Source organism: Acinetobacter sp. SM34, from assembly GCF_022012365.1.
Taxonomy (GTDB): Bacteria; Pseudomonadota; Gammaproteobacteria; order Pseudomonadales; family Moraxellaceae; genus Acinetobacter.
The window spans coordinates 107,411-132,480 of the sequence record NZ_JAKLTP010000009.1 but is presented as its reverse complement, the minus strand read 5'-3'; the positions used below and the strand labels follow the sequence as shown (position 1 = coordinate 132,480).

25 protein-coding genes and 1 pseudogene are annotated in these 25,070 nt (G+C 41.1%); 10 read left to right on the top strand and 16 right to left on the bottom strand.

Annotated elements, in window-relative coordinates; all coding sequences use genetic code 11:
* Positions 1–97: 97 nt before the first annotated feature.
* The 3 genes from LZZ98_RS09500 to LZZ98_RS09490 all read left to right on the top strand — a co-directional run bounded on the left by LZZ98_RS09500 (position 98) and on the right by LZZ98_RS09490 (position 2,452).
* Positions 98–652 (top strand): hypothetical protein, encoded by a 555-nt coding sequence (locus tag LZZ98_RS09500; protein WP_237787634.1) that lies wholly within the window; start codon positions 98–100, stop codon positions 650–652.
* Between the two features lie 156 nt (positions 653–808).
* A complete protein-coding gene (locus LZZ98_RS09495; protein WP_237787633.1) occupies positions 809–1,354 on the top strand; it encodes a glutathione peroxidase in 546 nt (181 codons plus the stop codon).
* 495 nt (positions 1,355–1,849) lie between these two features.
* Positions 1,850–2,452, top strand: a complete 603-nt coding sequence (locus LZZ98_RS09490; RefSeq protein WP_237787632.1) for a hypothetical protein — start codon at positions 1,850–1,852, stop codon at positions 2,450–2,452.
* Positions 2,453–2,526: 74 nt separating this feature from the next.
* Here the strand turns inward: LZZ98_RS09490 and adhP are convergent, their stop codons facing one another.
* The gene (adhP, locus tag LZZ98_RS09485) at positions 2,527–3,561 is read right to left on the bottom strand and encodes an alcohol dehydrogenase AdhP (protein ID WP_237787631.1); all 1,035 of its coding nucleotides are present in this window, start codon (positions 3,559–3,561) and stop codon (positions 2,527–2,529) included.
* A 231-nt stretch (positions 3,562–3,792) separates the two neighbouring features.
* Between adhP and LZZ98_RS09480 the strand changes: the two are divergent.
* Positions 3,793–4,783: pseudogene (locus LZZ98_RS09480) on the top strand (pirin family protein).
* A gap of 36 nt (positions 4,784–4,819) precedes the next feature.
* Positions 4,820–5,263 (top strand): AAA family ATPase, encoded by a 444-nt coding sequence (locus LZZ98_RS09475; RefSeq protein WP_237787630.1) that lies wholly within the window; start codon positions 4,820–4,822, stop codon positions 5,261–5,263.
* Between the two features lie 5 nt (positions 5,264–5,268).
* Here the strand turns inward: LZZ98_RS09475 and LZZ98_RS09470 are convergent, their stop codons facing one another.
* On the bottom strand, positions 5,269–5,574 hold the full coding sequence (locus tag LZZ98_RS09470) for a hypothetical protein (protein WP_237787629.1): 306 nt from the start codon (positions 5,572–5,574) through the stop codon (positions 5,269–5,271).
* Between the two features lie 285 nt (positions 5,575–5,859).
* Between LZZ98_RS09470 and LZZ98_RS09465 the strand changes: the two genes are divergently transcribed.
* Positions 5,860–6,804 carry a hypothetical protein gene (locus LZZ98_RS09465; protein WP_237787628.1) on the top strand — a complete coding sequence of 315 codons (945 nt, stop codon included), beginning with the start codon at positions 5,860–5,862 and terminating at the stop codon, positions 6,802–6,804.
* Positions 6,805–7,595: 791 nt separating this feature from the next.
* On the opposite strand, the gene LZZ98_RS09460 is transcribed toward LZZ98_RS09465, so the two are convergent.
* The 10 genes from LZZ98_RS09460 to LZZ98_RS09415 all read right to left on the bottom strand — a co-directional run bounded on the left by LZZ98_RS09460 (position 7,596) and on the right by LZZ98_RS09415 (position 15,808).
* A complete protein-coding gene (locus LZZ98_RS09460; RefSeq protein WP_086176470.1) occupies positions 7,596–8,015 on the bottom strand; it encodes a F0F1 ATP synthase subunit epsilon in 420 nt (139 codons plus the stop codon).
* Positions 8,016–8,041: 26 nt separating this feature from the next.
* Complete coding sequence (gene atpD, locus LZZ98_RS09455; protein ID WP_086176471.1) at positions 8,042–9,436, bottom strand: F0F1 ATP synthase subunit beta; 1,395 nt, start codon at positions 9,434–9,436, stop codon at positions 8,042–8,044.
* 29 nt (positions 9,437–9,465) lie between these two features.
* The gene (gene atpG, locus LZZ98_RS09450; RefSeq protein ID WP_086176472.1) at positions 9,466–10,335 is read right to left on the bottom strand and encodes a F0F1 ATP synthase subunit gamma; all 870 of its coding nucleotides are present in this window, start codon (positions 10,333–10,335) and stop codon (positions 9,466–9,468) included.
* 89 nt (positions 10,336–10,424) lie between these two features.
* A complete protein-coding gene (gene atpA / locus LZZ98_RS09445; protein WP_237787627.1) occupies positions 10,425–11,969 on the bottom strand; it encodes a F0F1 ATP synthase subunit alpha in 1,545 nt (514 codons plus the stop codon).
* A gap of 63 nt (positions 11,970–12,032) precedes the next feature.
* Positions 12,033–12,569 (bottom strand): F0F1 ATP synthase subunit delta, encoded by a 537-nt coding sequence (locus LZZ98_RS09440; protein WP_086176474.1) that lies wholly within the window; start codon positions 12,567–12,569, stop codon positions 12,033–12,035.
* Between the two features lie 12 nt (positions 12,570–12,581).
* Positions 12,582–13,052 (bottom strand): F0F1 ATP synthase subunit B, encoded by a 471-nt coding sequence (locus LZZ98_RS09435; RefSeq protein WP_237787626.1) that lies wholly within the window; start codon positions 13,050–13,052, stop codon positions 12,582–12,584.
* A 38-nt stretch (positions 13,053–13,090) separates the two neighbouring features.
* The gene (gene atpE / locus LZZ98_RS09430; protein WP_000424060.1) at positions 13,091–13,336 is read right to left on the bottom strand and encodes a F0F1 ATP synthase subunit C; all 246 of its coding nucleotides are present in this window, start codon (positions 13,334–13,336) and stop codon (positions 13,091–13,093) included.
* An 82-nt stretch (positions 13,337–13,418) separates the two neighbouring features.
* Positions 13,419–14,294: a F0F1 ATP synthase subunit A gene (gene atpB, locus LZZ98_RS09425; protein ID WP_086176476.1), complete on the bottom strand. Its 876-nt coding sequence runs from the start codon at positions 14,292–14,294 to the stop codon at positions 13,419–13,421.
* A gap of 111 nt (positions 14,295–14,405) precedes the next feature.
* The gene (locus LZZ98_RS09420; protein ID WP_086176477.1) at positions 14,406–14,798 is read right to left on the bottom strand and encodes an ATP synthase subunit I; all 393 of its coding nucleotides are present in this window, start codon (positions 14,796–14,798) and stop codon (positions 14,406–14,408) included.
* Positions 14,799–14,968: 170 nt separating this feature from the next.
* Positions 14,969–15,808, bottom strand: a complete 840-nt coding sequence (locus LZZ98_RS09415; protein ID WP_086176478.1) for a metal ABC transporter solute-binding protein, Zn/Mn family — start codon at positions 15,806–15,808, stop codon at positions 14,969–14,971.
* Between the two features lie 141 nt (positions 15,809–15,949).
* Here LZZ98_RS09415 and LZZ98_RS09410 point away from each other — a divergent pair, with 141 nt between their 5' ends.
* The 3 genes from LZZ98_RS09410 to znuB are packed head-to-tail and all read left to right on the top strand — an operon-like array spanning position 15,950 to position 18,015.
* Entirely contained in the window at positions 15,950–16,447 is a 498-nt protein-coding gene (locus LZZ98_RS09410) for a transcriptional repressor (protein ID WP_086200325.1), read from the top strand.
* A complete protein-coding gene (gene znuC / locus LZZ98_RS09405) occupies positions 16,420–17,211 on the top strand; it encodes a zinc ABC transporter ATP-binding protein ZnuC (protein WP_237787625.1) in 792 nt (263 codons plus the stop codon). The genes LZZ98_RS09410 and znuC overlap by 28 nt, the downstream gene beginning before the upstream one ends.
* Before the next feature lie 3 nt (positions 17,212–17,214).
* Positions 17,215–18,015, top strand: a complete 801-nt coding sequence (gene znuB / locus LZZ98_RS09400; RefSeq protein ID WP_237787624.1) for a zinc ABC transporter permease subunit ZnuB — start codon at positions 17,215–17,217, stop codon at positions 18,013–18,015.
* A gap of 119 nt (positions 18,016–18,134) precedes the next feature.
* Here znuB and LZZ98_RS09395 read toward each other — a convergent pair whose 3' ends face one another.
* Entirely contained in the window at positions 18,135–18,755 is a 621-nt protein-coding gene (locus LZZ98_RS09395) for a LysE family transporter (protein ID WP_237787623.1), read from the bottom strand.
* A gap of 162 nt (positions 18,756–18,917) precedes the next feature.
* Between LZZ98_RS09395 and LZZ98_RS09390 the strand changes: the two genes are divergently transcribed.
* Positions 18,918–19,838 carry a Dyp-type peroxidase gene (locus LZZ98_RS09390; protein WP_237787622.1) on the top strand — a complete coding sequence of 307 codons (921 nt, stop codon included), beginning with the start codon at positions 18,918–18,920 and terminating at the stop codon, positions 19,836–19,838.
* Positions 19,839–19,985: 147 nt separating this feature from the next.
* Here the strand turns inward: LZZ98_RS09390 and LZZ98_RS09385 are convergent, their stop codons facing one another.
* From LZZ98_RS09385 to LZZ98_RS09375, 3 genes are read right to left on the bottom strand one after another with little or no spacing between them, the layout of a single operon-like run.
* The gene (locus tag LZZ98_RS09385) at positions 19,986–20,381 is read right to left on the bottom strand and encodes a hypothetical protein (RefSeq protein ID WP_237787621.1); all 396 of its coding nucleotides are present in this window, start codon (positions 20,379–20,381) and stop codon (positions 19,986–19,988) included.
* Complete coding sequence (locus LZZ98_RS09380; protein ID WP_237787620.1) at positions 20,378–22,153, bottom strand: glycoside hydrolase family 19 protein; 1,776 nt, start codon at positions 22,151–22,153, stop codon at positions 20,378–20,380. The genes LZZ98_RS09385 and LZZ98_RS09380 overlap by 4 nt, the downstream gene beginning before the upstream one ends.
* Entirely contained in the window at positions 22,153–25,017 is a 2,865-nt protein-coding gene (locus LZZ98_RS09375; protein WP_237787646.1) for a type VI secretion system Vgr family protein, read from the bottom strand. The genes LZZ98_RS09380 and LZZ98_RS09375 overlap by 1 nt, the downstream gene beginning before the upstream one ends.
* Positions 25,018–25,070: the final 53 nt, after the last annotated feature.

Sequence of the window (25,070 nt, the reverse complement as noted above, 5' to 3'; positions counted from 1 at the left end):
ACTGTGTTGAATCGAGTCTAAACTATATTTTTAACGTTTTTAATGTTTGTTTTAATATTTAGATCTGATGTTTTCATTGGATCTATAAGGATGCGATATGAAAAAATCATTACTGGCTTCACTGTGTGTGGCTGCTCTGGCATTAACGGCCTGTGATAAAAAAACAAATGAGGCACCCGCATCATCAGCAACCACCTCAACCTCAACCACCACTCAACCGGTCACAGCTAGCCTCAGCTCGAATAATTCAGCTGATATTAAAAGTGATTTAGATCAAATCCAGATGCTCTCCAACAAGAACTCCCAAGAGGCTACGGATCTGCAAAATAAAGCTAATCAGGCAGTGCAAAAAGGTGACAAAGCTACTTTAACCAGTACTGTGGCACAGATGAAAACCTATATTAATAAATTTAATCAAGAACTTGATGCCTTAAAACTGAAAAGTAGCGAAGTGAATGTTGTTCGTGACAAAATCAGAGAATCCAATAACTTAGGCATAGTGCTGGCAGAAACCAGTCTTGAAAGCTCACCGAATAAGCAAAAAGTGACGGAATTACAGAACCGTGCCGCTCAATTGCAGAAAGAATTGATGACTGAAATGCAGGCACTGCAAAACCAGGTCAAAACTGCCCCAGCAAAAACAACCCCATAAGCTCTGCCGAATACCCAAAAACAGGTCGATTGACCTGTTTTTTAATTCAGCTATGAATGAATATTGATATCTTCATATCAATAAAGACTTGTCGGTATGCAGAATAAGCTTTAAAACAAAGCAGTAATTCACATTCAAATATTTAAGGACTTTCTCATGAGCCAATCTGTTTATGACATTCCCGTCAAAACCATTGCCGGACAAGACACCACGTTAAATCAATATGCAGGCAAAGTATTGCTCTTGGTGAATGTGGCATCTAAATGTGGTTTAACCCCGCAATATGAAGGCCTACAAAAGCTGTATAAAGAAAAGAAAGACCAAGGACTAGAGATTTTAGGCTTTCCTGCCAATAATTTCTTGGCCCAGGAACCGGGCTCAGATGCAGAAATCCAGGAGTTCTGCTCTTTAAATTATCAGGTCGATTTTCCGCTATTTTCTAAAATCTCAGTGGCGGGTGAAGATAAACACCCGCTTTACCAGACCTTGACTCAAGCCATTCCTGAACGTATTGGTGAAGGTCCCTGGTGGGAAGACTTGGTCGATTATGGCTTAACACCTAATCCTAAACCTGAAGTGCTGTGGAACTTTGAAAAATTCCTGATTAATAAAAAAGGTGAAGTGATTGCCCGCTTTGCGCCAGACATCAAGGCAGATGATCCGCGTATTGTTGAGGCGATTAATGCTGAACTCGGCAAGTAATTTGTAACAGTAATGTAAGCATCTACACAGCCTGTAGGTGCTTATATTTTTCATTTAAAAACAAAAGTTTAACTAATTAAAATAAAAAATTCTGCTCTTCATTTTTCTTTCATGATTTTAATCATTCAACAACAATCCATCCCATATTTATCAACAACTTAGAACTATGATCAACTCATAAACAAACCGCCATCATTAAAAGGTGAAGTATGAATACTCGAGTAAAAGCAATCGTTTTATCCTTATCTACTGCTTTGGTTGCTGCACCAGCAATGGATTAAAGTGAATGGCGACTATGTGTTAACCAACGTAATGAACCATAACATCATTAAAATCATTCGCGGTTAATGCTCAACAATCTCGGTGAAAAAAGAGTGCTTCGGCACTCTTTATGAATAGCTGAAAATAAATTTGTTATCGCTTTGCAACAATCAGTTTTTTCTACACATTTCAGCCTTATATTCATCTTTACTGAAATAAAGATCTGAATTGGTTATGAAAAAATTCATCCAAAATGTGGTTTCTCCTTTTGTGATGTTTAGTGCGGGCCTTATATTGATTGGTTGTGAGCAAGCCAATACTCCTGACTCAACAGAAACCCACACTTCACAATCAAGCGAAGTATCTGAACAGGACGCTCAGGAATTAAGCACCGAATCAACCGCAACGCCAAAAGCCGAACTGAAAAGTGGCAACATGTTTTATATCGTTCGTGATGTGGCCGATATGCAGTTGAAAGCGGGTGATTATGTCGAGCAGCTCAAACAAACCCAGACTGATTTACAAACAGCCATTGAGGATAAAGATCAGACACAGCTTCAAGACAGTGCCGATACCTTGAAACAGCAACTGACTGGATTTAATCAGGCACTGAGTAGCCTAAACTTAAAAAGTCAGGAAATTGAGTCCATTCGCCAAGATTTGCTGCAGGCCAACCAACAAGTACTCGCAACTCCCTTGCTCAATGGAGAAATCAACTTGGCTCAGGTCGATTTCAAGAAAATTGAAAAACAGATGGGTAATATCCAGCTGGAAATGGTCAAGCTTGCCAGCATGATGATTCCTGACAGTCAGGATAAAGATGCTCAAAAAAGCTAGTCTCTACCTAAAGATAGACGCATCAGAGACAGACCAATTCAGTTGTGCTGAAGTGGTCTGATTCTGTTGGCAGATTAAAGTTTCATATCAATCACAATACGACCGTCAATTTTGCCATGCTCCATCCGCTCAAAAATATCATTGATGTTTTCGAGGGGTTCGACATGAATATGGGCTTTGACTTTGCCACGAGCAGCAATATCCAGTGCTTCTTTCAAATCTAAACGTGTTCCGACGATAGAACCACGTACGGTAATACCTTCCAGCACCATATTAAAAATAGACAAGTCGAATGTTCCGGGTGGCAAACCGTTCAAGACCATGGTTCCGCCACGTCGGATGATGGCAACGGCTTGTTCAAATGCTTTCGGAGAGACGGCGGTGACTAAAACACCATGACAGCCCTCACCACCAGTGGCTTTCAATACTTGTTCTTTCACATCGACTTTAAGCGCATTTAATCCAACATCTGCACCCAAGCTTTTTGCCAAATCAAGTTTAGTGTCATCTACATCAATCGCCACCACATTAAAGCCCATAGTTTTGGCATATTGAACGGCTACATGCCCTAGGCCACCAATACCGGAAATGGCCATCCAATCACCGGTTTTGGCTTCAGTCATTTTCAAGCCTTTATATACCGTTACACCCGCGCATAGAATCGGGGCGATTTCCAGCAGATCGACACCTTCAGGAATCACCCCGACATAATCGCCATCTGCCAGACAATATTCGGCAAAACTTCCATTGACTGAATAACCTGAATTTTGTTGTTTCTTGCACAGGGTTTCCCAACCTGCATAACAATGATCACAATGCCCACAAGCTGAATACAGCCATGGAACACCGACAATATCACCAACCTTTAAGTGCTCAATGCCCTCACCTACTTCGATGACTTCACCTACACCTTCATGTCCAGGAATAAAAGGCAAAGTCGGTTTCACTGGCCAATCCCCATGCATGGCATGCAGATCGGTATGACAAACACCTGTGGCAATAATCTTCACCAGCACTTTGCCGGGACTAATTTTAGGAATTTCAACATCTTGTATTTGCAGCGGCTGACCAAATGCAGTCACCACTGCTGCTTTCATTGTTGTTGCCATATTTACTCTCTCCATATGACACATATTGAGATCGCTTTTTTAATAAGCTGGTTCTACTATAAAGAAGAATAAATAACTCCATAGTTGCTAATTTGTAGCAAATTCACTCATGTTGATGCATCTTACAGTTCAGCTATAGACCATTTTTCAACCCAGCTTCAAAGTCATCAAATAAGTTGCTTATTCATCTATTGCTCATAAAAACAAAAACTTGATTTAAGGATATCGCGCATGAACGACTTGTCCATACTCTCGATTGTTCCAGTTGAATTCCGTCTTGATCTGAAAGATCCGTTTATCGTTACTGCCCATCATATTGATCATTTTCCAGCAGCGAATGCCGAGATGAGGCCACAAACTGCGGCAAAAAATAAAGAGTTCAATATGTACTATGGCGATGTCGTGCCCGGTTTTTCGGAACATCCACATACCGGTTTTGAAACCATTACTCTGGTCGAGAAAAAGGCTATGTCGATCATTTCGACTCGCTGGGAAATGCTGGCCGTTATGCGGCCGGTGATGTGCAATGGCATTGAACACTGTGAAATGTTTCCTTTATTGGATGAACATCAAGAGAATCCTTTTGAGCTGTTTCAAATCTGGTTTAATTCCTCCCCCTGAACAAAAACAGCAAGATGCCCACTATAAAATGATGTGGCGTGAACATATCCCCCATGTGATTGAAAGCGATCTGGCAGGTCATAAATCAGATATTCGGGTCATTTCAGGAAGTTTTAAATCAACCAATGCGATTCCATGCCCGCCACATTCCTGGGCTACGGCCAATGAAAATAAGGTGAATATTTATTTGATGAGTTTAGAGCCACACGCAGAACTCACTATTCCTGCAAGCTCTGCGACAGCGACCCGGTTCGCCTATTTTTATCAGGGCAACAAACTATGGATTGAAGCTCAGGCAATTCAATTTAAACATCTGGTTGAGCTCAAACCGGATCAGGTAATTCAGTTAAAAGCAGGTAGACTGGAAGCACGGATTTTATGGCTGGAAGGTGAACCGATTGCTAAACCCGTTGCTATGCGTGGACCTTTTGTCCTCAACACGCCACAAGAACTGAATGATGCCTTCAAGCGCTATCGGGAAACCCATTTTGGCGACTGGCCTTGGGATAGTGCTGCCCCAGTGTTTAAACGGACACAGCCTCACTTTGCCAGTTATGAAAGCGGCAAGCGAGAAGAATATCCCGAAACGGACGATTTATGATTTAATAAAACCTGACTTCAAGATGTAGCGCGTATCATGCAACTGATTATTTTTACAGGGATTCAGGCTTCAGGTAAATCCAGCTTTTACCTGCTGAATCTGCACCATAGTCATTTGCGCATTAATCTGGATATGCTGAAAACCCGGCATCGGGAAAATATGATTTTTGAAGCAGGTCTTGCCTCTAAAACCAAGATGGTGATTGATAACACCAACCCGACTCAAGATGATCGTGCCCGATATATTCAGCGTGCCAAAGATGCTGGCTTTGAAGTGATTTGCTATTATTTTGAGACAGACTTGCACAGCACCTTAGAGCGGAATAGTTTGCGCGCAGGTAAAGCCAATATTCCTGAGGTGGGTGTACGTGCCACCCATAAAAAGCTTGAAGTACCCAATTTGAATGAAGGTTTTGACGAAATTTTTAAGATAAGAATTATCGGCAATGGTGAGTTTTCTATTCTCCCTCTTTCTGAATAAATCGCTTACTCTACTTTTTGACTATTCTGCCACGCTTTAAATGCTGCCTGCATGGCCTGACGCTCATAAGGTTTGGCCAGACGGCTTTCCATTGTAGAAAAATCACCTTTATAGGCCAAAGCAATCATCGACTTAACCAATTCTTGAATGCTCTCGCGACCGCGGTGTTCATAACCCTGTATTTCCTCTTGTGTTAAGACCAAGTCCCAACACGACACCACTGAACTCATATCGACCGCAATGCTGAGGTAATAATGAATATCGTCTTGGTAAAGTTCCCAAAAATGTGGTTCATGGGCAATGAGGTTCATAGGGTCTAAGCCAGCGAATGATTTGTTTTAGATTAAGAAAATGTGCGGATAAAATATATGCAACTTTAGATATTGTTGACTACCCATTTTCAAACATCCAAAAGTATTGAGAAGAAAAAGCCTTGTTTAAGCAAAACTTTCATTAAATTTTTAAGCTAAACATTCTAATTAATAGTGAGTTTTCCATTTTCATAAATATTTAATATTTTTATAGAAAAACATTAACCAGTTCTCATTTTTACGATAGGATGTACAAATAACAAATAAAGAGAACACATTTATATAATGAAAAAAATTGTTCTAGTGGTGGTCTGTTTAGCAACCCTGACATATGGCGCATTCCATTTCATCATGCCTGAAAAAGCTATCCCACGCTTAAATCAATTTTTTTCTCAACCCATAAAAGAGGTTCAACTGATTCAAGACTGGCTCAAATACCGCCAACAGCAGCAATTGTTATTGGTTGATGTTATTCAACCGGTTAGCCCCAAACAAACAAACCTCTATGTTGAATACATCAAACAACGAATTGAATTTAATCAACAAAATATTCAACGTATTAAGCTTAGTCACTATCGAAGCAAGGCATTTAAAGAAATTCAGCAACTTGAAATTCATGCTTTACAGCAATGGAATAGTGTCCATCAAAGCAATATTGTGGATGCTTTTGAACAGCAACAACGCTTTCTAGAGCTTCCTATTACAGAGTTGGAACAACTTGATACTGAAGCACGTTATGTGCTTCAACAAAAAGAAATTAACGTATTGCAACGACTTCAACAGTTGATCCAGCAAGACAGCGATTATGTTGCAGATATTGACCACAGCCTGCTTGGTGACTGGCTTGATTACCATTTGATGCAACATGAGCTGCATCCGATCATTGCCGAATGGCAAAATCCTTCCTCCACTGCCCCAGGTGATCGTTTAGAAGCGTTGCAAGATTTACAATTCTATAGACGTTTTCAGCCAGATACGGATGAATATAAATACATCATGGCGCTTTCAACTCAGCTTTGGCATGTCGAATATCCCGCTTCATCCAATCTGGTCACGGCAAACCCTCAACCTATTTCATATGCTGACCAATCTGGAGAAGAAATTATCGTTCCGGAAGACCCGCCAAAAGCTGAAAAATTAAAGCAACAGATTAAGATTCAAGATGACAAGGTGAGTGATCTGTTATTGGGTCAACTCAGACAGGCTTTCTTCAAAGATGATAAAAACTAGATTTTTGGTTTAGAAAATTAGGTTAAAAAGTTTTGATGAAATTTTTAATCAGGACATTATGAGTAATGGGTCAGCTCCAAATCCCAGCAGGATACCACTGAATTCATGTCGACCGCGATACTTAAGTAATAATGAGTGTCGTCTTGATAGAGTTCCCAGAAGTGGATTTCAAAATCGATTAGGTTCATAAGAATTTATTAGGCAGATGTTTTAGTACACCCTTTATTTGATAGGATGAAATTCCATTAAATAATTCATCCACAACCAAAGACTTACCATCCACAATAAAAAAGATAATATGCTTAAGGTAATTGTAAACTTTCTTTGAAGAAAAAAAACACTACAGATACCCAATGATAGGACTAAAGTTAACACACTCAAAAAAGTGAATAGCATTGTCTCATTCCATTGATTTTATGATTTTTCTGCAGGAAATGATCGCCACAAAGCAGCATAAGGCAACACTATATTCGCTAAAAAGTATAACCCAAGATGCGTTTTCATTAAGCTCATAACACTTAACATAGCTAGATTACCAACAAAATATAAAATACAGTAAAACCAATATGGTAGTGTTCTCACAGAAAATTTTTCTAAACCAATGTTATGTGAATATAGAGTAAAACCATAACCTATGAAGAAGTAAATAATATAGGTAAATAAGGGCAAATCATCCATATAAATATAATTTAGCATTTTGAATTTTTTACTAATTATTTGTTTTGAATATACATTATTTTATATATAAAAAAACCACCCTTTCGGGTGGTTTTTCAATCTCGAACCGTGTCTTATTGAGCGCGGTTTTTGATTTTGCGGATAGTTTCCAGCTGTGCAGCAGTTTCTGCAAGAGCAGCAAGCGCAGCAGCAGAGTCCAAGTCGCTCTTTTGATTCGCAAGCAATTGTTCAGCATTTTTACGTGCTTCAATAATTGCAGCTTCATCTAAGTTTTCTGCACGGACTGCAGTATCTGCAAGAACCGTAACAACATGCGGTTGAACTTCTAGAACACCACCAGATACATAGATTAATTCTTCTGTACCGTTTTCAAGCAGAACGCGGATTGCGCCCGGCTTGAGCAAAGTTACTAGCGGAGCATGGCCAGGCATAATACCCAACTCACCGCCAGCACCTTTAGCAATTAGCATAGTTACAGTGCCCGAGTACAAAGACTCTTTAACACTTACAACGTCACATTGCATAGTTGACATGAGAATCTCCTAAATTAGGTAACTAATTAAAGTTTCTCAGCTTTAGCAATAACTTCGTCAATACCACCAACCATGTAGAACGCTTGTTCTGGAATGTGGTCGTATTCACCAGCTAGAAGACCTTTAAAGCCACGAATTGTTTCTTTAAGCGGTACAAGTTTACCAGGAGCACCAGTAAACACTTCAGCTACGTGGAACGGTTGAGAGAAGAAACGTTGGATCTTACGTGCACGGTATACAGTAAGTTTGTCTTCTTCAGCTAACTCGTCCATACCAAGAATCGCGATGATGTCTTTCAATTCTTTATAACGTTGAAGAACGTTTTGAACTGAACGAGCAATCTCGTAATGCTCAGTACCCACTACTAATGGATCTAACTGACGTGAAGTAGAGTCAAGTGGATCGATCGCTGGGTAAATACCAGAAGATGCGATGTCACGGCTCAATACTACAGTTGCGTCCAAGTGAGCGAATGTAGTTGCAGGCGATGGATCTGTTAAGTCATCGGCAGGTACATATACCGCTTGGATAGATGTAATCGAACCAGACTTAGTAGAAGTAATACGTTCTTGAAGAACACCCATCTCTTCTGCAAGAGTCGGTTGGTAACCTACTGCAGATGGCATACGACCTAGAAGTGCAGATACTTCGGTACCAGCCAATGTGTAACGGTAAATGTTGTCTACGAACAACAATACGTCACGGCCTTTACCGTTTTCATCTTTTTCGTCACGGAAGTATTCAGCCATGGTCAAACCAGTTAACGCTACGCGTAAACGGTTACCCGGTGGCTCATTCATCTGACCGTAGACCATTGCTACTTTGTCAAGAACGTTAGAATCTTTCATCTCGTGATAGAAGTCGTTACCTTCACGAGTACGTTCACCAACACCAGCAAACACAGATAAACCTGAGTGAGCTTTAGCGATGTTGTTGATCAATTCCATCATGTTTACAGTTTTACCAACACCGGCACCACCGAACAGACCAACTTTACCACCTTTAGCAAACGGGCAAAGTAAGTCAATTACTTTAATACCAGTTTCTAAAAGGTCAGTAGAAGCTGCTTGTTCAGCATAAGAAGGTGCTTGACGGTGAATTGGCAAACGCGCTTCAGTCGCAACTGGACCAGCTTCGTCGATAGGGCGACCAAGAACGTCCATGATACGACCTAAACATGCTGTACCTACAGGTACAGAGATAGGCGCGCCAGTGTTAGTTACGTTAAGACCACGTTTAAGGCCTTCAGTAGAACCCATTGCGATGGTACGAACTACACCATCACCAAGTTGTTGCTGAACTTCTAAAGTAGTTTCAGTACCGTCAACTTGGAGAGCGTCATAGATCTTAGGAACGCTATTACGTTCAAACTCGACGTCGATAACCGCGCCGATGATCTGAATGATACGACCGCTACTCATTGCTGTCTCCTCAATTCAAACTAATAATGTTAAACGGCAGCGGCACCACCAACGATCTCAGAAATTTCCTGAGTAATCGCGGCTTGACGCAGCTTGTTATAAATAAGTTGTAGGCTCTTGATGAGGTCACCTGCGTTGTCAGTTGCAGCTTTCATTGCAACCATACGGGCAGACTGCTCACACGCGATGTTTTCAATCACGCCTTGATAAACCATAGACTCGATGTAACGAACCAATAAGCCATTTAACAGCTCTTCAGCTTCTGGCTCATAGATGTAGTCCCAACCGTATTGACGGTTTAGACCATCGTTTTCTTCAGCAGCTGCTAAAGGAACAAGTTGTTCGATCTTTTGATTTTGAGTCATGGCGTTAACAAAGCCATTTGACACTAGATAAATACGATCTAACTCGCCTTTATCATAAGCATCCAACATCACTTGCACAGAACCAGTTAACTGTTCAAGACTCGGCGCATCACCTACGTTTGTAGTCGCACCCAGCACTTTACCGCCGTAGTTTTTAAAAAACGAAACCGCTTTTTGACCAATCAAAGCAAATTGAACTTCAATTGACTGCTCTTGTTGCTGTTGAACGTGTTTTACCACTTTCTTGAACAGGTTAATGTTCAAACCACCAGCAAGGCCACGATCTGAAGACACAATGATATAGCCAACGCGCTTAACAGGACGTTCAACCATATAACGGTGTTTGTATTCAGGGTTCGCTTGTACCAAATGAGCAATTACACGGTGCATATTTTCGGCATACGGACGGCCTTGAGCCATGCGCTCTTGCGCACGACGCATCTTAGAAGCTGCTACCATTTGCATCGCGCGAGTAATCTTTTGCGTGCTCTTGATACTAGCTACTTTGGCGCGAATTTCTTTTAAATTTGCCATACGCTTAACCTAGTATTCGAAAGCTCTTTCGAGCTTCCGAAGGTTGATTCCGTGAACCAAACCAACACTAAATTCAACAAAGTTGAAACTTAGTAAGTTTGAGTCGCTTTAAAGCTTTCAATACCTGCTTTGAATGTTGCTTCGATATCTTTATCCCAAGCACCAGTCTCGTCAATTTTTTGCATTAACGCAGCTTGTTCTGAACGGAAGTAAGAAACTAACGCAGCATCAAATGCAACGATTTTCTTCACTTCTACGTCAGCCATGTAGCCTTCGTTAGATGCGTAAATTGAAACAGCTTGGTCAGCGATTGAATATGGAGCATATTGTTTTTGCTTCATTAATTCAGTTACGCGTTGACCGTGTTCAAGTTGCTTACGAGTTGCTTCATCAAGGTCAGAAGCAAACTGAGCGAACGCTGCAAGTTCACGATATTGAGCCAAAGCGGTACGGATACCACCAGACAATTTTTTGATGATCTTAGTTTGCGCAGAACCACCAACACGAGATACAGAGATACCCGCGTTCACAGCAGGACGAATACCCGCGTTGAACAATGATGTTTCAAGGAAGATCTGACCATCAGTAATCGAAATTACGTTGGTTGGTACGAATGCAGATACGTCACCCGCTTGAGTTTCAATAATCGGCAATGCAGTTAATGAACCAGTTTGGCCTTTAACTTCACCGTTAGTGAATTTCTCAACGTAGTCAGCAGATACACGAGAAGCACGTTCAAGTAGACGACTATGAAGATAGAATACGTCACCTGGATACGCTTCACGACCTGGTGGACGGCGTAAAAGCAATGAAATTTGACGATACGCAACAGCTTGTTTAGACAAGTCATCATAAATGATTAACGCGTCTTCACCGCGGTCACGGAAGTATTCGCCCATTGTACAGCCAGAGTACGGAGCTAGATACAGCATTGCTGCTGGATCAGCTGCAGCTGCTGCTACAACAGTTGTATACGCCATAGCGCCAGTTTCTTCTAGCTTGCGTACTACGTTAGCGATAGTCGATTGTTTTTGACCAATTGCTACGTATACACATTTAATGCCAGAGTTTTTCTGAGCGATGATCGCATCGATCGCCATTGCTGTTTTACCAGTTTGACGGTCACCAATGATCAACTCACGTTGACCACGGCCTACTGGGATCATTGTATCTACTGATTTATAACCAGTTTGTACAGGTTGATCCACTGATTGACGCCAAATTACACCTGGTGCTACTTTTTCAACAGCATCGGTTAATTTTGCATCAATAGGGCCTTTACCATCAATCGGGTTACCCAAAGCATCTACTACACGGCCTAAAAGTTCTGGACCAACCGGAACTTCTAATACACGACCTGTGCAACGAGCTTTTTGACCTTCTTGAAGGCTTAAGTAGTTACCTAAAACAACGACGCCCACTGAATCCTGTTCTAGGTTCAGTGCCATACCAAATAAGCCGCCGTCGAATTCGATCATTTCACCGTACATTGCATCAGCAAGGCCGTGAATACGCACAATACCGTCGGAAACCATAACAATGGTCCCTTCGTTCTTAGCGGTCGCGCTGGTGTCCAGATCGCCGATACGCTGTTTAATGAGCGCACTGATCTCGGATGGATTCAGTTGTTGCATTGCGCTATACCTCAATCTTTTTAAAGTTCAGTCTTCTTTTACGCAGTAATTTTTTATAAATAATTACGCAAGAAGACGAGTCCGCATTTTTTCAAGCTTGTTAAGCGCAGAATCATCTATCACTTGGTCGCCTGCACGAATAACTACACCAGCAATTAGTTCTGGTTTAACTTCTACAGAAACATTTACCGCAGCGTTAAAGCGTTTTTTCAACGCATCTGCAAGTACTTGTTCTTGTGTAGAAGACAATGGGAATGCAGATTCAATCACTACATCCACAGTGTTGTTATTCTGTGATTTGAGCTGTTCGTATTCTGTCGCAATTTCAGGAAGAAGTTCCAAACGGTTGTTTTCAGCAAGCAATGTCAAAAAGTTTGACACTGCTGCGGTTTGATCTTCACCTAAAACTTTGGCAAAAACACTTACCTGCTCTGCAGGAGTAAGCTCAGGGCGATTTAAGTAAGCTGAAAATGCTTCATCTTGCACCGCAGCACTGAGCAAATTCAATGCATTTGACCAAGAGTCAGTTGCACCTTGCTCAGAAGCGTAAGCAAATGCTGCTTTAGCGTATGGGCGTGCCAACGTCAAGAGTTCAGCCATAATCCGCCTCTCTTAAAGTTTAGCAGCCAGCTGAGTCAGCATGGCATTGTGAGCTTCTGCGTCAACTTGCTGGGTCAGAATTTTTTCTGCGCCAGTAACTGCAAGAGCAGCAACTTGTTGACGTAATTCTTCGCGGGCAGCATTGATTTCAGTATCAACAGCTTCTTTAGCCTGTTGACGAATACGCTCACCTTCAGCAGCTGCTTGAGTACGCGCTTCTTCTACCAATTGCGCACCGCGACGGTTCGCTTGTTCGATCAATTGAGCCGCTTGTGCTTTAGCTGCGTCTAATTCAGCTTTCACTTGAGCTTGCGCATCGGCAAGGTCAGCTTTCGCTTTTTCAGCAGCGTTTAAGCCATCAGCGATTTTACGCTGACGCTCACTAATCGCATTGATTAGTGGTGGCCATACAAACTTCATGCAGAATGCGACAAACATCGCAAATGCAATCGCTTGGCCAATCAATGTGAGGTTGATATTCATTGCTATTCCTCAATGGTTTAATTTAGGAATTAAGCTGATTAACCTACAAATGGATTAGCGAAGATGAAGAACAAGCCAATACCAACACCGATCATAGGCACAGCATCAAGAAGACCCGCGATTAAGAACATACGAGTTTGAAGTTGTGGAGCCAATTCTGGTTGACGAGCTACAGCTTCAAGGAAACGGCCGCCTAAAAGACCAAAACCAATCGCAGTACCTAAAGCACCAAAAGCGATCAAGATAGCAGATGCAATTGCAACTAGACCTAAAGTGAGTTCCATGATAATTCCTCAGAGGTTAGGTATATACCAAATTAAAGTAAAAAATTAAGCCCAACCATCGGTTGACAGTCAGGCAATACCATTAATGTTTTTCGCTAGCCATACTCAAGTATACGATAGTCAGCATCATAAAAATGAACGCTTGTAACGTAATAACAAGAATGTGGAAGATCGCCCAAGGCACAGACAACGCCCACTGGATCCAGAACGGTAATAACGCGATCAGGATGAAGATTAACTCACCTGCATACATGTTACCGAAAAGTCGTAGAGCCAATGAAACTGGACGTGCAAGGAATGTTACGAGTTCCAGAATCAAGTTCACTGGAATGAGCAACGCTTTTGCAACTGGGTTACTTGGGTTAAATGGGTTGAGTGCTAACTCGCCGACGAAACCGCCGATGCCCTTTTCACGAATGCTATAGAACAAGATAAGTACAAATACCGACAATGACATACCAAGGGTAACGTTAGGGTCAGTAGATGGAACGATCTTGAAGTAAACGTGGTGCGGGTCCATACCAAATACGTTTGAACCAATAATTCCTGCAAGATGCGGGATGAAATCTACTGGTAGTAAATCCATCGCGTTCATGAGGAAAATCCACACAAAAATTGTGAGGGCTAAAGGCGCAATTAAGCGTGATTTGCCATGGAAAGTGTCGCGGACACTTGAGTCAACAAACTCGATGATCATTTCGATTGCAGACTGGAACTTGGTAGGAACACCAGCATTTGCAGCTTTCGCTACTAACCAGAACAACAAACAGAAAACCACACCGAGAGTGATAGACCAACCCATTGAATCCAAGTGAATAGCAGTGAACCCCATCTGTTGAGCTTCATCAGCAGTCTCAGCCAATTTCCAAGAACCATCCGGCATTTTGCCATAGGTTAAATTGGTCAAGTGATGCTTGATGTACTCGGTCGAAGTAAGGGCATGTTCTTCAGCAGCCATAAATCACACCTGGTCAATGTCAAATACTAAATAGAGAGAACGAACATCGCGTGCTGCCTGATATCTCGTTCTTCTCCTAAAAAACTTTTCAATTTTTTGTTGTGTTTAAACTCATTTCTGGAGTCGTGACGCCCAAAAAGGTGCGACCCACGTCATCGTCTGAACAAGTATAAATCCACAAAACAATGCCACCGCTGACAACGGTTTAACATTGCTTAAAATTAAAATGAAACCAACAATCACAATTGCAAATTTGCCCATCAAGCCTCTATACATGTTCGAAAGAACCTGTTTTGAAGCTCGCGCACCTGCAGCTCGAAACGATTGCCAGGAAAAATAACAACTTGCAAGCCAACACACCAACGCACCAAGTGCGGCACTGTAAGCTGCAGTTGAGTCTTTCACGACCCACGCTATCAAGGCTGAAACAGGGATCATGCATGCTTGTAAGATGACTAAAGCTTTCGCTAATCGTCGGTCAATCATGCGACTAGTTCGGCTCATTATTTATTCACTCACAGCAATCATGCTTGACAAGTTTAGCTGATGATCGTTTTTAATCGCAGGCATTATAGAGTTACACCCCTGAACATGCAATCTTTTCCCGACCTAAGTCGGATTTTTTAATTACATAAATCGCTTTCGAACTCATCAATTGTTGCTTAATTTTTGCATCATTTCCGTGCATTTTGTACACATTTATATGTTTGATCGGCCAGTTTCTTCCACGCCAGCACAAAGTCCCCTTCCCTGCCCATGCTTTCATCGACCGCTTGGAAGGTAATCGGATTCAATTTTTGGTACTGGTTTTTGCTGGCATGACCTTCTGCCAAAAGGCACATATTGCGACTTGGTCGGCTGTCATTTAAATATTTAATTTGGGCCAGTGTAGGTGCCACATGGGGATCATCGGTCAATGCACCGGCAAACTTCAGGTTTAAAGCACGTTCCAGATACTGATACGCATCATGATATGACCAGTAAGGTTTGGCTGTAGTCTGGCTATTGTATTGTTGTGCACTCAGCAACATTTCTTGTGCAAAGCGTTTGGCATTGGCCCAGTAGGCATCTTTATGTTCAGGAAATTGTTGTGAACGCAAGGCTGCAATAAAAAAGCCGATGCGCACCGCATTGTTGGGATCGAGCCACACATGCGTATCGACCGTATTGTTCAACGCCACACCACGGGTAGTACGCTGAGGCAGCGTTTGCACAATACCAGAATCTAAAATCGCAATCGCTTTGGGATTATCAGACAACAGTTTATTCAATGGGGCTTCATGTGCCTTACCTAGCCAGATCACCAAAGAGGCATCCAGAATGGCTTTGCGATGTGCCGGAGTCAGGGTAATGTCATGTCCAGACTGATCTCCCAACAAAAGCACAGGCTTCTCTATACCTTGAGTCACTTCCTGAGCAATCAGATAAATTGGATGTGTAGAGACCACCAGATTTTGCGACCAGCCAAAGCTACTCAATAAGGCCAGGGCACAAAATGCAAAGAAACGGGACATGAAGAAGATCACCAAATGTTCAATAAGTGTTATAATATAACAAATCGACAAAAATACCTATGCCTGATCGAAACTGTAGGTGCTTCATGTTAAGATTTAATGTCCTTTGATTTTTATAAATTCCGTACTTGAGGTTTTGCTATGAGCTTATGTTCGCACGAACATCACAATGCATTACATGGCGTACATGACCATCATAATATAGCAACACGTCTTGCTGAAGCAGAAAGTCTCTGTACCTCTGCAGGTGCGCGTTTAACCCCATTACGTAAAGAAGTGCTGGAACTGATTTTAAATGCCACCGGCCCCATGGGTGCCTATGACTTGCTGGCCAAAATCAAGAGCGAGTCTGACCGTCCTGCTGCACCACCAACGGTGTATCGCACTTTGGACTTTTTACTGGAAAAAGGCTTAATCCATCGTTTAACTTCGATTAATGCCTATATACCCTGTTGTCATCCGCGCGAAGGACATCAAGCGGCATTTTTAATCTGTACTGCTTGCAAGAAAGTAAAAGAAGCCTCAGCTCAGGGTTTATTAACACAATTAGATGAACTTTCAGCCTCCGATCAATTTACTGCACATCACAGTATTATTGAAATTTCTGGGATATGTCAGCAGTGCCGCAACAAACAGTAACCACCAATCCCCTGATTGCTTTAGACAAAATCAGTGTTCGGATTGACGAACGTGACATCTTAAAGAATGTCGATTTCGCCTTGCATGAGCGAGAAATTGTCACGCTGATCGGTCCGAATGGTGCAGGCAAATCTACCCTGATTAAAGTGCTTTTGGGGATTGTGAAAGCCAATTCAGGCAAAATTCATAGCCATAAAAAACTCAAATTCTCTTATGTACCGCAAAAGTTTAATCCATCGCATAGCCTGCCTTTACGGGTGCAGGATTTACTGGCTTTAGAACATTGCGACGCCGATATCAAAGCAGAAATTATTCGCGATACCGGCATTACCAAATTGCAGGATTGTAAAGTTCAGCAGCTTTCAGGCGGTGAACGGCAACGAGTGTTACTGGCACGCGCTTTACTGCGCCAGCCCGATGTACTGGTACTGGATGAACCGATGCAAGGTCTGGACATTCAGTCTGAAGCTGAACTGTATGAATATGTCAGAAGCTTACCAATCAAGTATGACTGTGCCGTGTTGATGGTATCGCATGACTTGCAATGGGTCATGCAAGGCACGCATCGCGTGGTGTGCCTGAACAAGCACATCTGCTGTAGCGGCTTGCCGGAAAATGTTCAGCAGCATCCGGAATATCAGGCCATTTTTGGCACCAACCGTGTGTTCTATCAGCATCATCATGACCACTGTGCGCATGGTGATAGTGCGGCTCCATGTCAGCATGATTCTCGCCCTCATATTCACCCTGAACCGGAAGCTTAAGCCATGATGGAATGGTTACAACTCTTGTTACCTGCATGGACCATGGGAACCCTGTTGGTGTTTCTGACTGCTCCGCTGGGCTGTTTAATGTTATGGCGACGGATGTCATTTTTTGCCGACACCATGGCACATGGCACTTTACTGGGTGTGGCGATTGCCGGCGCTTTAAGCCTGCCTTTATGGTTGGGCGTGAGCTTTTTGGCTTTTCTATTGGTGGCTATTTTATGGGTACTGCATGACCCGCGCTTGCCCAACGATGCCTTGCTGGCACTCTGTTCCGCAACCCTGCTCTGCTCAGGCTTACTGTTTATACAGCATATTCCAAGCCTAAGACCGGAACTACTCAGTTACCTGTTTGGTGATCTGCTACAAATTTCCTGGTCAGACTTGCCAATGTTTGCCATCGTCATTATTGCGGCTTTAGCGGTGTTGTATAAAAACTGGAAAGCGCAGATTCAAATCGCGATTGATCCGGACATGGCAGTGAGTGAAGGTGTAAACGCAAAATGGCAACGCCTGGTGTTTATGCTGCTGCTGGCACTCTTTACCGTATTGGCTTTACGTGCAGTCGGTTCATTATTGATGGGTGCTCTACTGGTCATTCCTGCATTAACAGCACGACTCTTAGCAAACTCACCTAAACAGATGGTGGTGTGGGCTTTTGTGATTGCACAATTTGGCATTAGTGTTGGTCTATGGTCAAGCGCAGGTTTAGACACCTCTACTGGTTTAACCATTGTACTGACCATGGCGATATCGTTTGCCGTGATTTTTGCAGTGCAGAAAGTGAAGAAGATGACTTAGTTTTTCCTTTATATATGCATCATTTTTAAGATGATTTTTATTTTATAACATTCTCTCCTTTGCAAACTCAGAATATATTCTGAGGATTCTTACTTCTTTAAAGGAGAGGGAAACAATCCTTACTGATGCACCAAACTCAGTAATCCAGCTGCACAGCTAAACAACACGGCAAAAGTTCGGTTCATATATTTCTGCTGTTTCGGCGATTTTAGTAATCGTAAAACTTTGGCGGCCAAGCCGGTATAGCCCGCCATCACGATCAGATCAATGCTCACCATGGTGACTGCCATAATCAGATACTGAATCCATTGTGGTTTAGACAAATCCAGAAACTGTGGCAACACGGCAAGTAAAAACACAATCGCTTTCGGGTTGCTCATATTGACCAAGAAGCCATATAAGACCAGTTTAGGAATCGATTTATTCGGTTGTTCCTGTTGAATCTCAATGGACTGTGCAGGTGCTGTCCATTGCAGGTATGCCAAATACAAGAGATACACCACACCAAACCATTTCACCAGCAGAAAAGCCCAAGGTGTAGTCGCGAACAATACCCCTACCCCAGCAGCCACAATGCCAATTTGCACCAACAATGCCAGCTGTAAACCTAAAGCATTCCAATAGCCACGTCGAAAGCCATAATTTAAACCGCTCGACATCGAAGCAATTGCACCTGCTCCAGGAGAAATACTGATGACCCAGCATGCCAACATATAGGCAAGCCAAACTTGGTAAGACATAAAATACAAGGAGATAAAAAGACCGGCTCATTATATGACTTTTCACACTTATAAAGCGTTAAAAATCCACGATCAAAATAAAACTTTGAGCTATTCACCCAGGCAGTGATGAGGCACAATAAAGCCAGTCACATATTTTATAAAAATTGTTAGGAGCCCTGTATGACTGCCCAATCTGTAATTTTACCATTACCTTCAGATCATGCTCGGTTTATTATTTTACGTTTAAAAGACTTAACGATTGATGAGTTAAAAGAGAAATTTGCAGATTTATTTACCACACGTGATCGTTTAATCACCCAGCATCCTAACGCGCAAATTAAAACAGGTGTCGCTTTTGGTCCCGAACTTTGGGCAAAGCTCTATAATCAAATTCCTGCTGGCTTTAAACAATTAAAACCGATCCAAGGTTCATTTCAAATGCCTGTTGTTCCTGCTGATGTGCTGATTCATATTGCCAGTGCTCGTGCCGACATTTGCTTTGCCTTAAGCCAATCTTTCTTTGAAGGTATTCAAGATAAAGTTGAAGTGCTGGATGAACGGGTATGTTTCCGTTATTTCGATGGGCGTGACATTACAGGCTTTATCGATGGTACTGAAAATCCGCAATTCCCGGATGACCGTGCTGAAGTTGCCTTACTGGGTGAAGATGCTGGCATTTTTGCTGATGGCTCTTTTGTCTTTGCGCAGCGTTATGCACATAACCTGGAAAAATGGAAAAAATTAAAAGTAGATGCGCAAGAAAATGTGATGGGTCGAACCAAGTTAGAGTCTATTGAACTGGATGATGAGGTGAAACCTGAAAATGCCCACATTGCCCGTGTTGTGATTGAAGATGAGAAAGGCGAAGAAATGGAAATTTTACGTCATTCTCTTCCTTATGGTGATGGTAAAGGTGACCAAGGTTTATTCTTTATTGCTTATACCAAGAACTTAAACATTATCGACCATATGTTAGAACATATGTTTGGTACAGCTGGCGATGGTATTCATGACCGCTTGCTTCACTTTGTAACCCCAATGGATGGCGCATATTACTTCGCACCAAGTGAAGAGTTGTTGGAAGAAGTTTTGGAAGGGTAAATATAATAATTTATAAGAGCTTCAACTAATAATTGAAGCTCTTAACCAATATATCATCAACATTTTTAAATTTTAATTATTATCAGGATTTTAAATCCTTATTAAAAATAAATTATTGACTATATAAATATACACAATATCAGTAAATTATAAACAATTTACTCCTTTTAATTTTAGTTCATATTCTCTAGAAAATTCAGTTTTTTTCTTAGTTTTTAAATTATAATAAGTAGCGTAATATATTAAATAACCTTGTGACATAAATGTATATTTACCAGTAATCTTATTATTAATAATTTCATTCATTGTTCTATAAATTTCAGGATGAGCATTTTCTCCCATATCAACCTTATAGATTTGGATAGTTTTAGAAACCTTAATATCTTTTAAATAAGGATAATACTTAACTGTACTGAAGTCAGGATAATTCTTAGGAACCAATAGAATGGATTTATTACCATCTGTTAAACAAAAATAATCAGTGGTAGCGTGAGCTTGTATACTACATAAAATAATTAATATAAATATATGGTAAAATTTCATAGTTCTTCTAATCTCTTGTTTGCAAAAGCTTTAGCACGATCTGCAGAATAGCCATATCTTTTTCGACTAATTTTCTGTTTCTGCTTATTTAATTCATACCCAAATGGAAACTCAATGCCATTTGCTAGTTCTAAAAATCGTTTATATCCTTTTTTTGCTTGTGTCACATCATTTGTTTTCCCATCACTATCTCTTCCTTTTTTCTTTTTAATAGGACTAATAGGATCATTCCACAAGCCCCAACCAAAGCATTCCCCTACTTTATTTCTATAAATATAGCTGTTTTCAAAATCAGTATATTGATCCAATCTATCTATAATATTTTTATCTAAATTTTGGCATTCTTTAATATTAAAAGCTAAAACTGCTTTTTTATAATATCCTTCTCTTTCATTAAAACCATTATATCCACCGTTAATTAAAGCACAGGTAGCTATTAGATCATTTTTTAAAGCATGTGGAGTAAGATTTCCTGCTTTAGAATTCTGCCAATACCATATAGCTGAACCTACCGCATGCTGCTTCTCTTTTGCGATTCTATGTTTATTATTGCCTAAAAAACTCTGATTTATAGCATTTCCATATCCTTCATAATTCTTTTTATATGTTATTTGCATTAATCCACGCCCTTTATAACCATCATATACAGAGCTTTCAGGATTTCCACCTAACCCCTCTTCTAGTAAAGAGTAACCAGCAGTTTCGTGTAGTGTATGAGCTATAAAATGTGCTTTTTCTAAGCAATTATTCATATTCAATTTTTTAAATTGTTCATTTAAGTCTTTTAGAAAACTTGAGGCCATTGAACTGGATATAATTTTTTTAAATTCATCAGAAGTAATATCTCTATTACATGCACATATACCACTTTTTACTGATTTATTTATAATAGGTTCATTAATCTCAGTAATCCCATTAGTTACATCTACATCTAAATGCAACTTAACAGAACTTTCATTTATTCTTTTTGGTAAATAATCTACAAATTTTAGTGGAGTACCATCAGGTTTATATACTGTTATCTTGACCCATTTTCCAATATGACCACGAACCACAAGCTTTCCATTTGAAGTAGTGATGATATTTTTTTCTTTACTCTCTAGGTTCAATATTTCAACGTGTGTTCTTTCTACACTATATTTATTGTCATTTCTATCTAGCAAAGTGATCGTCGATAAACTTTTAAAATTATCGTAAGGTTCATCTAATTGAATAAGTGTTGGCTGTTGTGAACCACTGCCAGAATTTACAGATTTTTTTAAAACAAATGTATCACCCGATGTCAGAACTAAAATTTCGATGTCCCGATTTGGAGAAGATTCTATTTCTGCCAGTCCTTCTTCGTTGGTAGAACGTTCAAAAGATTTTTTCCCTTTAGGACGCGATTGTATAGGAAAGTTGCTCATCACTTTTCCATGACGATCAACCACCTTAAAAAAATTCTTTACGGTTTTACTATGAGGAATTTTTATGTTTTTTTGTCGATATTCTTCAATCGTTTTGGGTAAATAAACTTTTACCGGATGACTCGCAGATGAACTTACAGATGAATTCATCATTTTAAAAACTGTATACTCTTTAGCATTAGGTGGTTTAGCTAAAATTTCGATTGTTCTGTTAGAAGAAGCTTGAAAGATGAATAAACCCTTTTCATCTGTCTTTTGCAGGTTTTCTCTGGTTGATCCATGATAACGGGACTTTACATTTAGATTAATAATTCGTTGACCGGATTTATCATAAAATTTAGAAAAAATTGTGACTAGATGACTCATTAATCAAAATCCTCTTCTGTGTAAACTTCATCATCTTCTAAAATTTCTTCTTCTGTTTCTTCTATCAATTCATCACAATTATCGTTTGATATGTCCTGACTTAAATAAGTATTTAAAGAATTAAATCCCAATGCTGTAAATTCTGCTTGTTGTGGAGTATAGAATCTTAAGGAACTTATATTTTCATCGTTATCCAATTCATTCTTAATATTTTTAATTAATTTTCCATCTGATTTATCAACAATAAAAATTTCCTTTTCACCCATAGAAGGTCTGTTCCAAATATAATCAATTCGATTGCTGTAAGGGGTTTTAAGCATTGGTAAACTTACCTGAGGTGTCAGCACTTTAGCCCCTCCCACAAAACTATGCTGCCCCGCCTTACTCTCAAACTTACCACCGGTGGTAGTAAAAACACCTTCTGCATTGATCTTTAACTGTGAACCACCAGCAGTCAGTACAATCTCTTTAGGACTGCTAAGCTCAATTTTATCTTCAGTAGAAATCAGCTTAATAACCTTACGGGCTATGGCTTCAATGGCATCATCCTGTGCCTGCAACTCGACTTTGCCTTTCGCAGCATATGCACTAAAGCCCTGCTGCGCTGCAAACAGGCTGATCTTGTCTTGAGCATGGCTAATAAATGATTTTTGCGTGGAGAAATTAATCGCATCTCCAGCAGTTTGGCTGATCTGTCCATCTGCCGAGAGATGTAAATCTTCGTTCGTTACACAGGCGATGGAGTTTGGCGCTGCCACAATCATTAAAGCCTGTTTAAAAGCATTTGCTTTGGCTTCATCCTTATGTTCCATCTGTTCTAGAAAATGCTTTAAATTGTCTAAAACGGTGAGTGCATCCACTTGCTGATTTTTCGCTATGTCGTTGAGTGCTTTTGAATGATTGAAACTATTTTCAAGCTGACGTTTAGCCTGATTCACCTCTAAATGATGACCTGCCGCGCTATCTTGTTTATGTGTGGAAATGAGCAAACCTTCACCCGCCCGAACAGCACCCCAGTGATCTGTTCTTAGCTCAAAACCTTCACCACGTCCATCACTGGTCTCGGCAGCTTTGGGATGGCTGAGATGACCTAAATTCAGCTGACTTGCTCCATGGCTACTCTGCAATTGGGTACTAATTTGTCCAGTAGTATCATCAAAACGTAATTGGTTAAAACCCGAACCAGCCACTTCCTGTGAGCGAATACCACTGAGTTTTTTGGTCTCCGGTAACTGGCCTTGAATATCAAACATGGTTTGATGGCGTTCTGCTTCATGAATCCGCCCCACCACAAATGGACGGTCAACATCGCCTTCAAAGAAATCAATCACCACGGTTTCACCAATTCGCGGATGAAAACGTGCACCATAACCCTCACCGGCCCACGGAGTCAGTACATCAACCCAGGCTGAATCGGTATCGTTGTCATTGCTTCCGGCTCCGCCATCATGTCCATGATCCTCATTACGGGTAAACATAAAACGAACCTTAATCCGGCCCCACTGATCGACATAAATGCTTTCACCTTCAGGACCCACCACTTTTGCACGTTGCGGATAGGCCGCAGGCCGATGTATCAGGGGGTTGTATTCAGGAACCACAGCTATATTGCGTCGTACCAGATAAAGCTCATTCGCCTGTCGTTCATCTCCCTGATGTTGCCAACGGCTCAAGCTTAATAGAGTGTCTAACTGGCGCAGCATGTCTTTAGGTAAATTATTCTGGTTATAAAAAGATTTACCCAAAATCAGGAATTCTTTATCTGAACCTGAATGACGGTCAATTTCAGGATGATCAAGCAATTCAAACCAGTAGCCGACATGGGCGTCACGCACGCTACTCTGCGCAGTAAAGTATTTGGCCTGCAAGTCTTGGTACTGGCTCAGTTGCCGATTCAGTTTTTCCAGTTGCTGACTGTTTGAGACGGTACTTTGATCCGCCCCGCTTAAATCCGATGTCCATGCCGGGCTAATGCTCCATGCCTGTTCCAGACTTAAACTTGCATTGTCTTGCACATCACTATGCTGATGGTTGCTTAACTGGTAATTGGCCTGATCCTGAGATAGATAATGCGCTTGCCAACGCTGCACCTGAACGGCGGTCGACTGCAAAGAACGTTCGGCAATAAAACTGGTGATGCTATCAAACGCTTCTGTGGCATGACTGCGATGAAAGCGAACTGATCTTCTTTTTAAGGCATTAAATTGATGATTTTCATCAATTAAGCATAATTTTTGCGCTTGTATTGCTGCTGCAGGACTGGCAACGACATGCTCGGCTTCATCAATCAGCCAATTGATGCCTTCACTGCGCCACAGTCGGGTTAAAAATTCATAATCTGTTTCATTGGCCTGCATCACAAAAGGACGTACATCATAGTCTCTGTTTAGGCCTTGCATATTTAAACTGAGACTGGCGGCAAATAAGGTACTTTTCGTTTGCCATTCCTTAAACAGAATTTCGCTGATATCCCGCACACTTTTGTTGATAAACACACGGCTGTTACGGCGCTTGTGCCACAGTGCAGTTGCATCTTCAATGCTCAGTTTATATAGGGTGAATGCACCATCACTTTGGCCTTGACTGGCGGCAGTAATTACCCCAGTCATCCGAGACAAGTCGCCTGAATCCGTCACCTGATCTACAGCCACTTGCCCACCAATAAATTGTTTTAGAGGAATATGGGCATGCGTCGACAAGCACATCAGTTCGGCTTTTAAGCCCTGATTGATGCGATGTTGCCCTTCAATGCGTTGAATAAAGACCTGAGAATTTAGCAATTCATTGGAAAACTGGATGTGCAGGGCGCGCTTTTGCAAACTTAAGCCCATACTGTCCATCAGCGTATGGATATTTTTAAACATCATGATTTATTATTTTTATAGGATTATTTTAATTTGAGACGCATTCTAGAAAA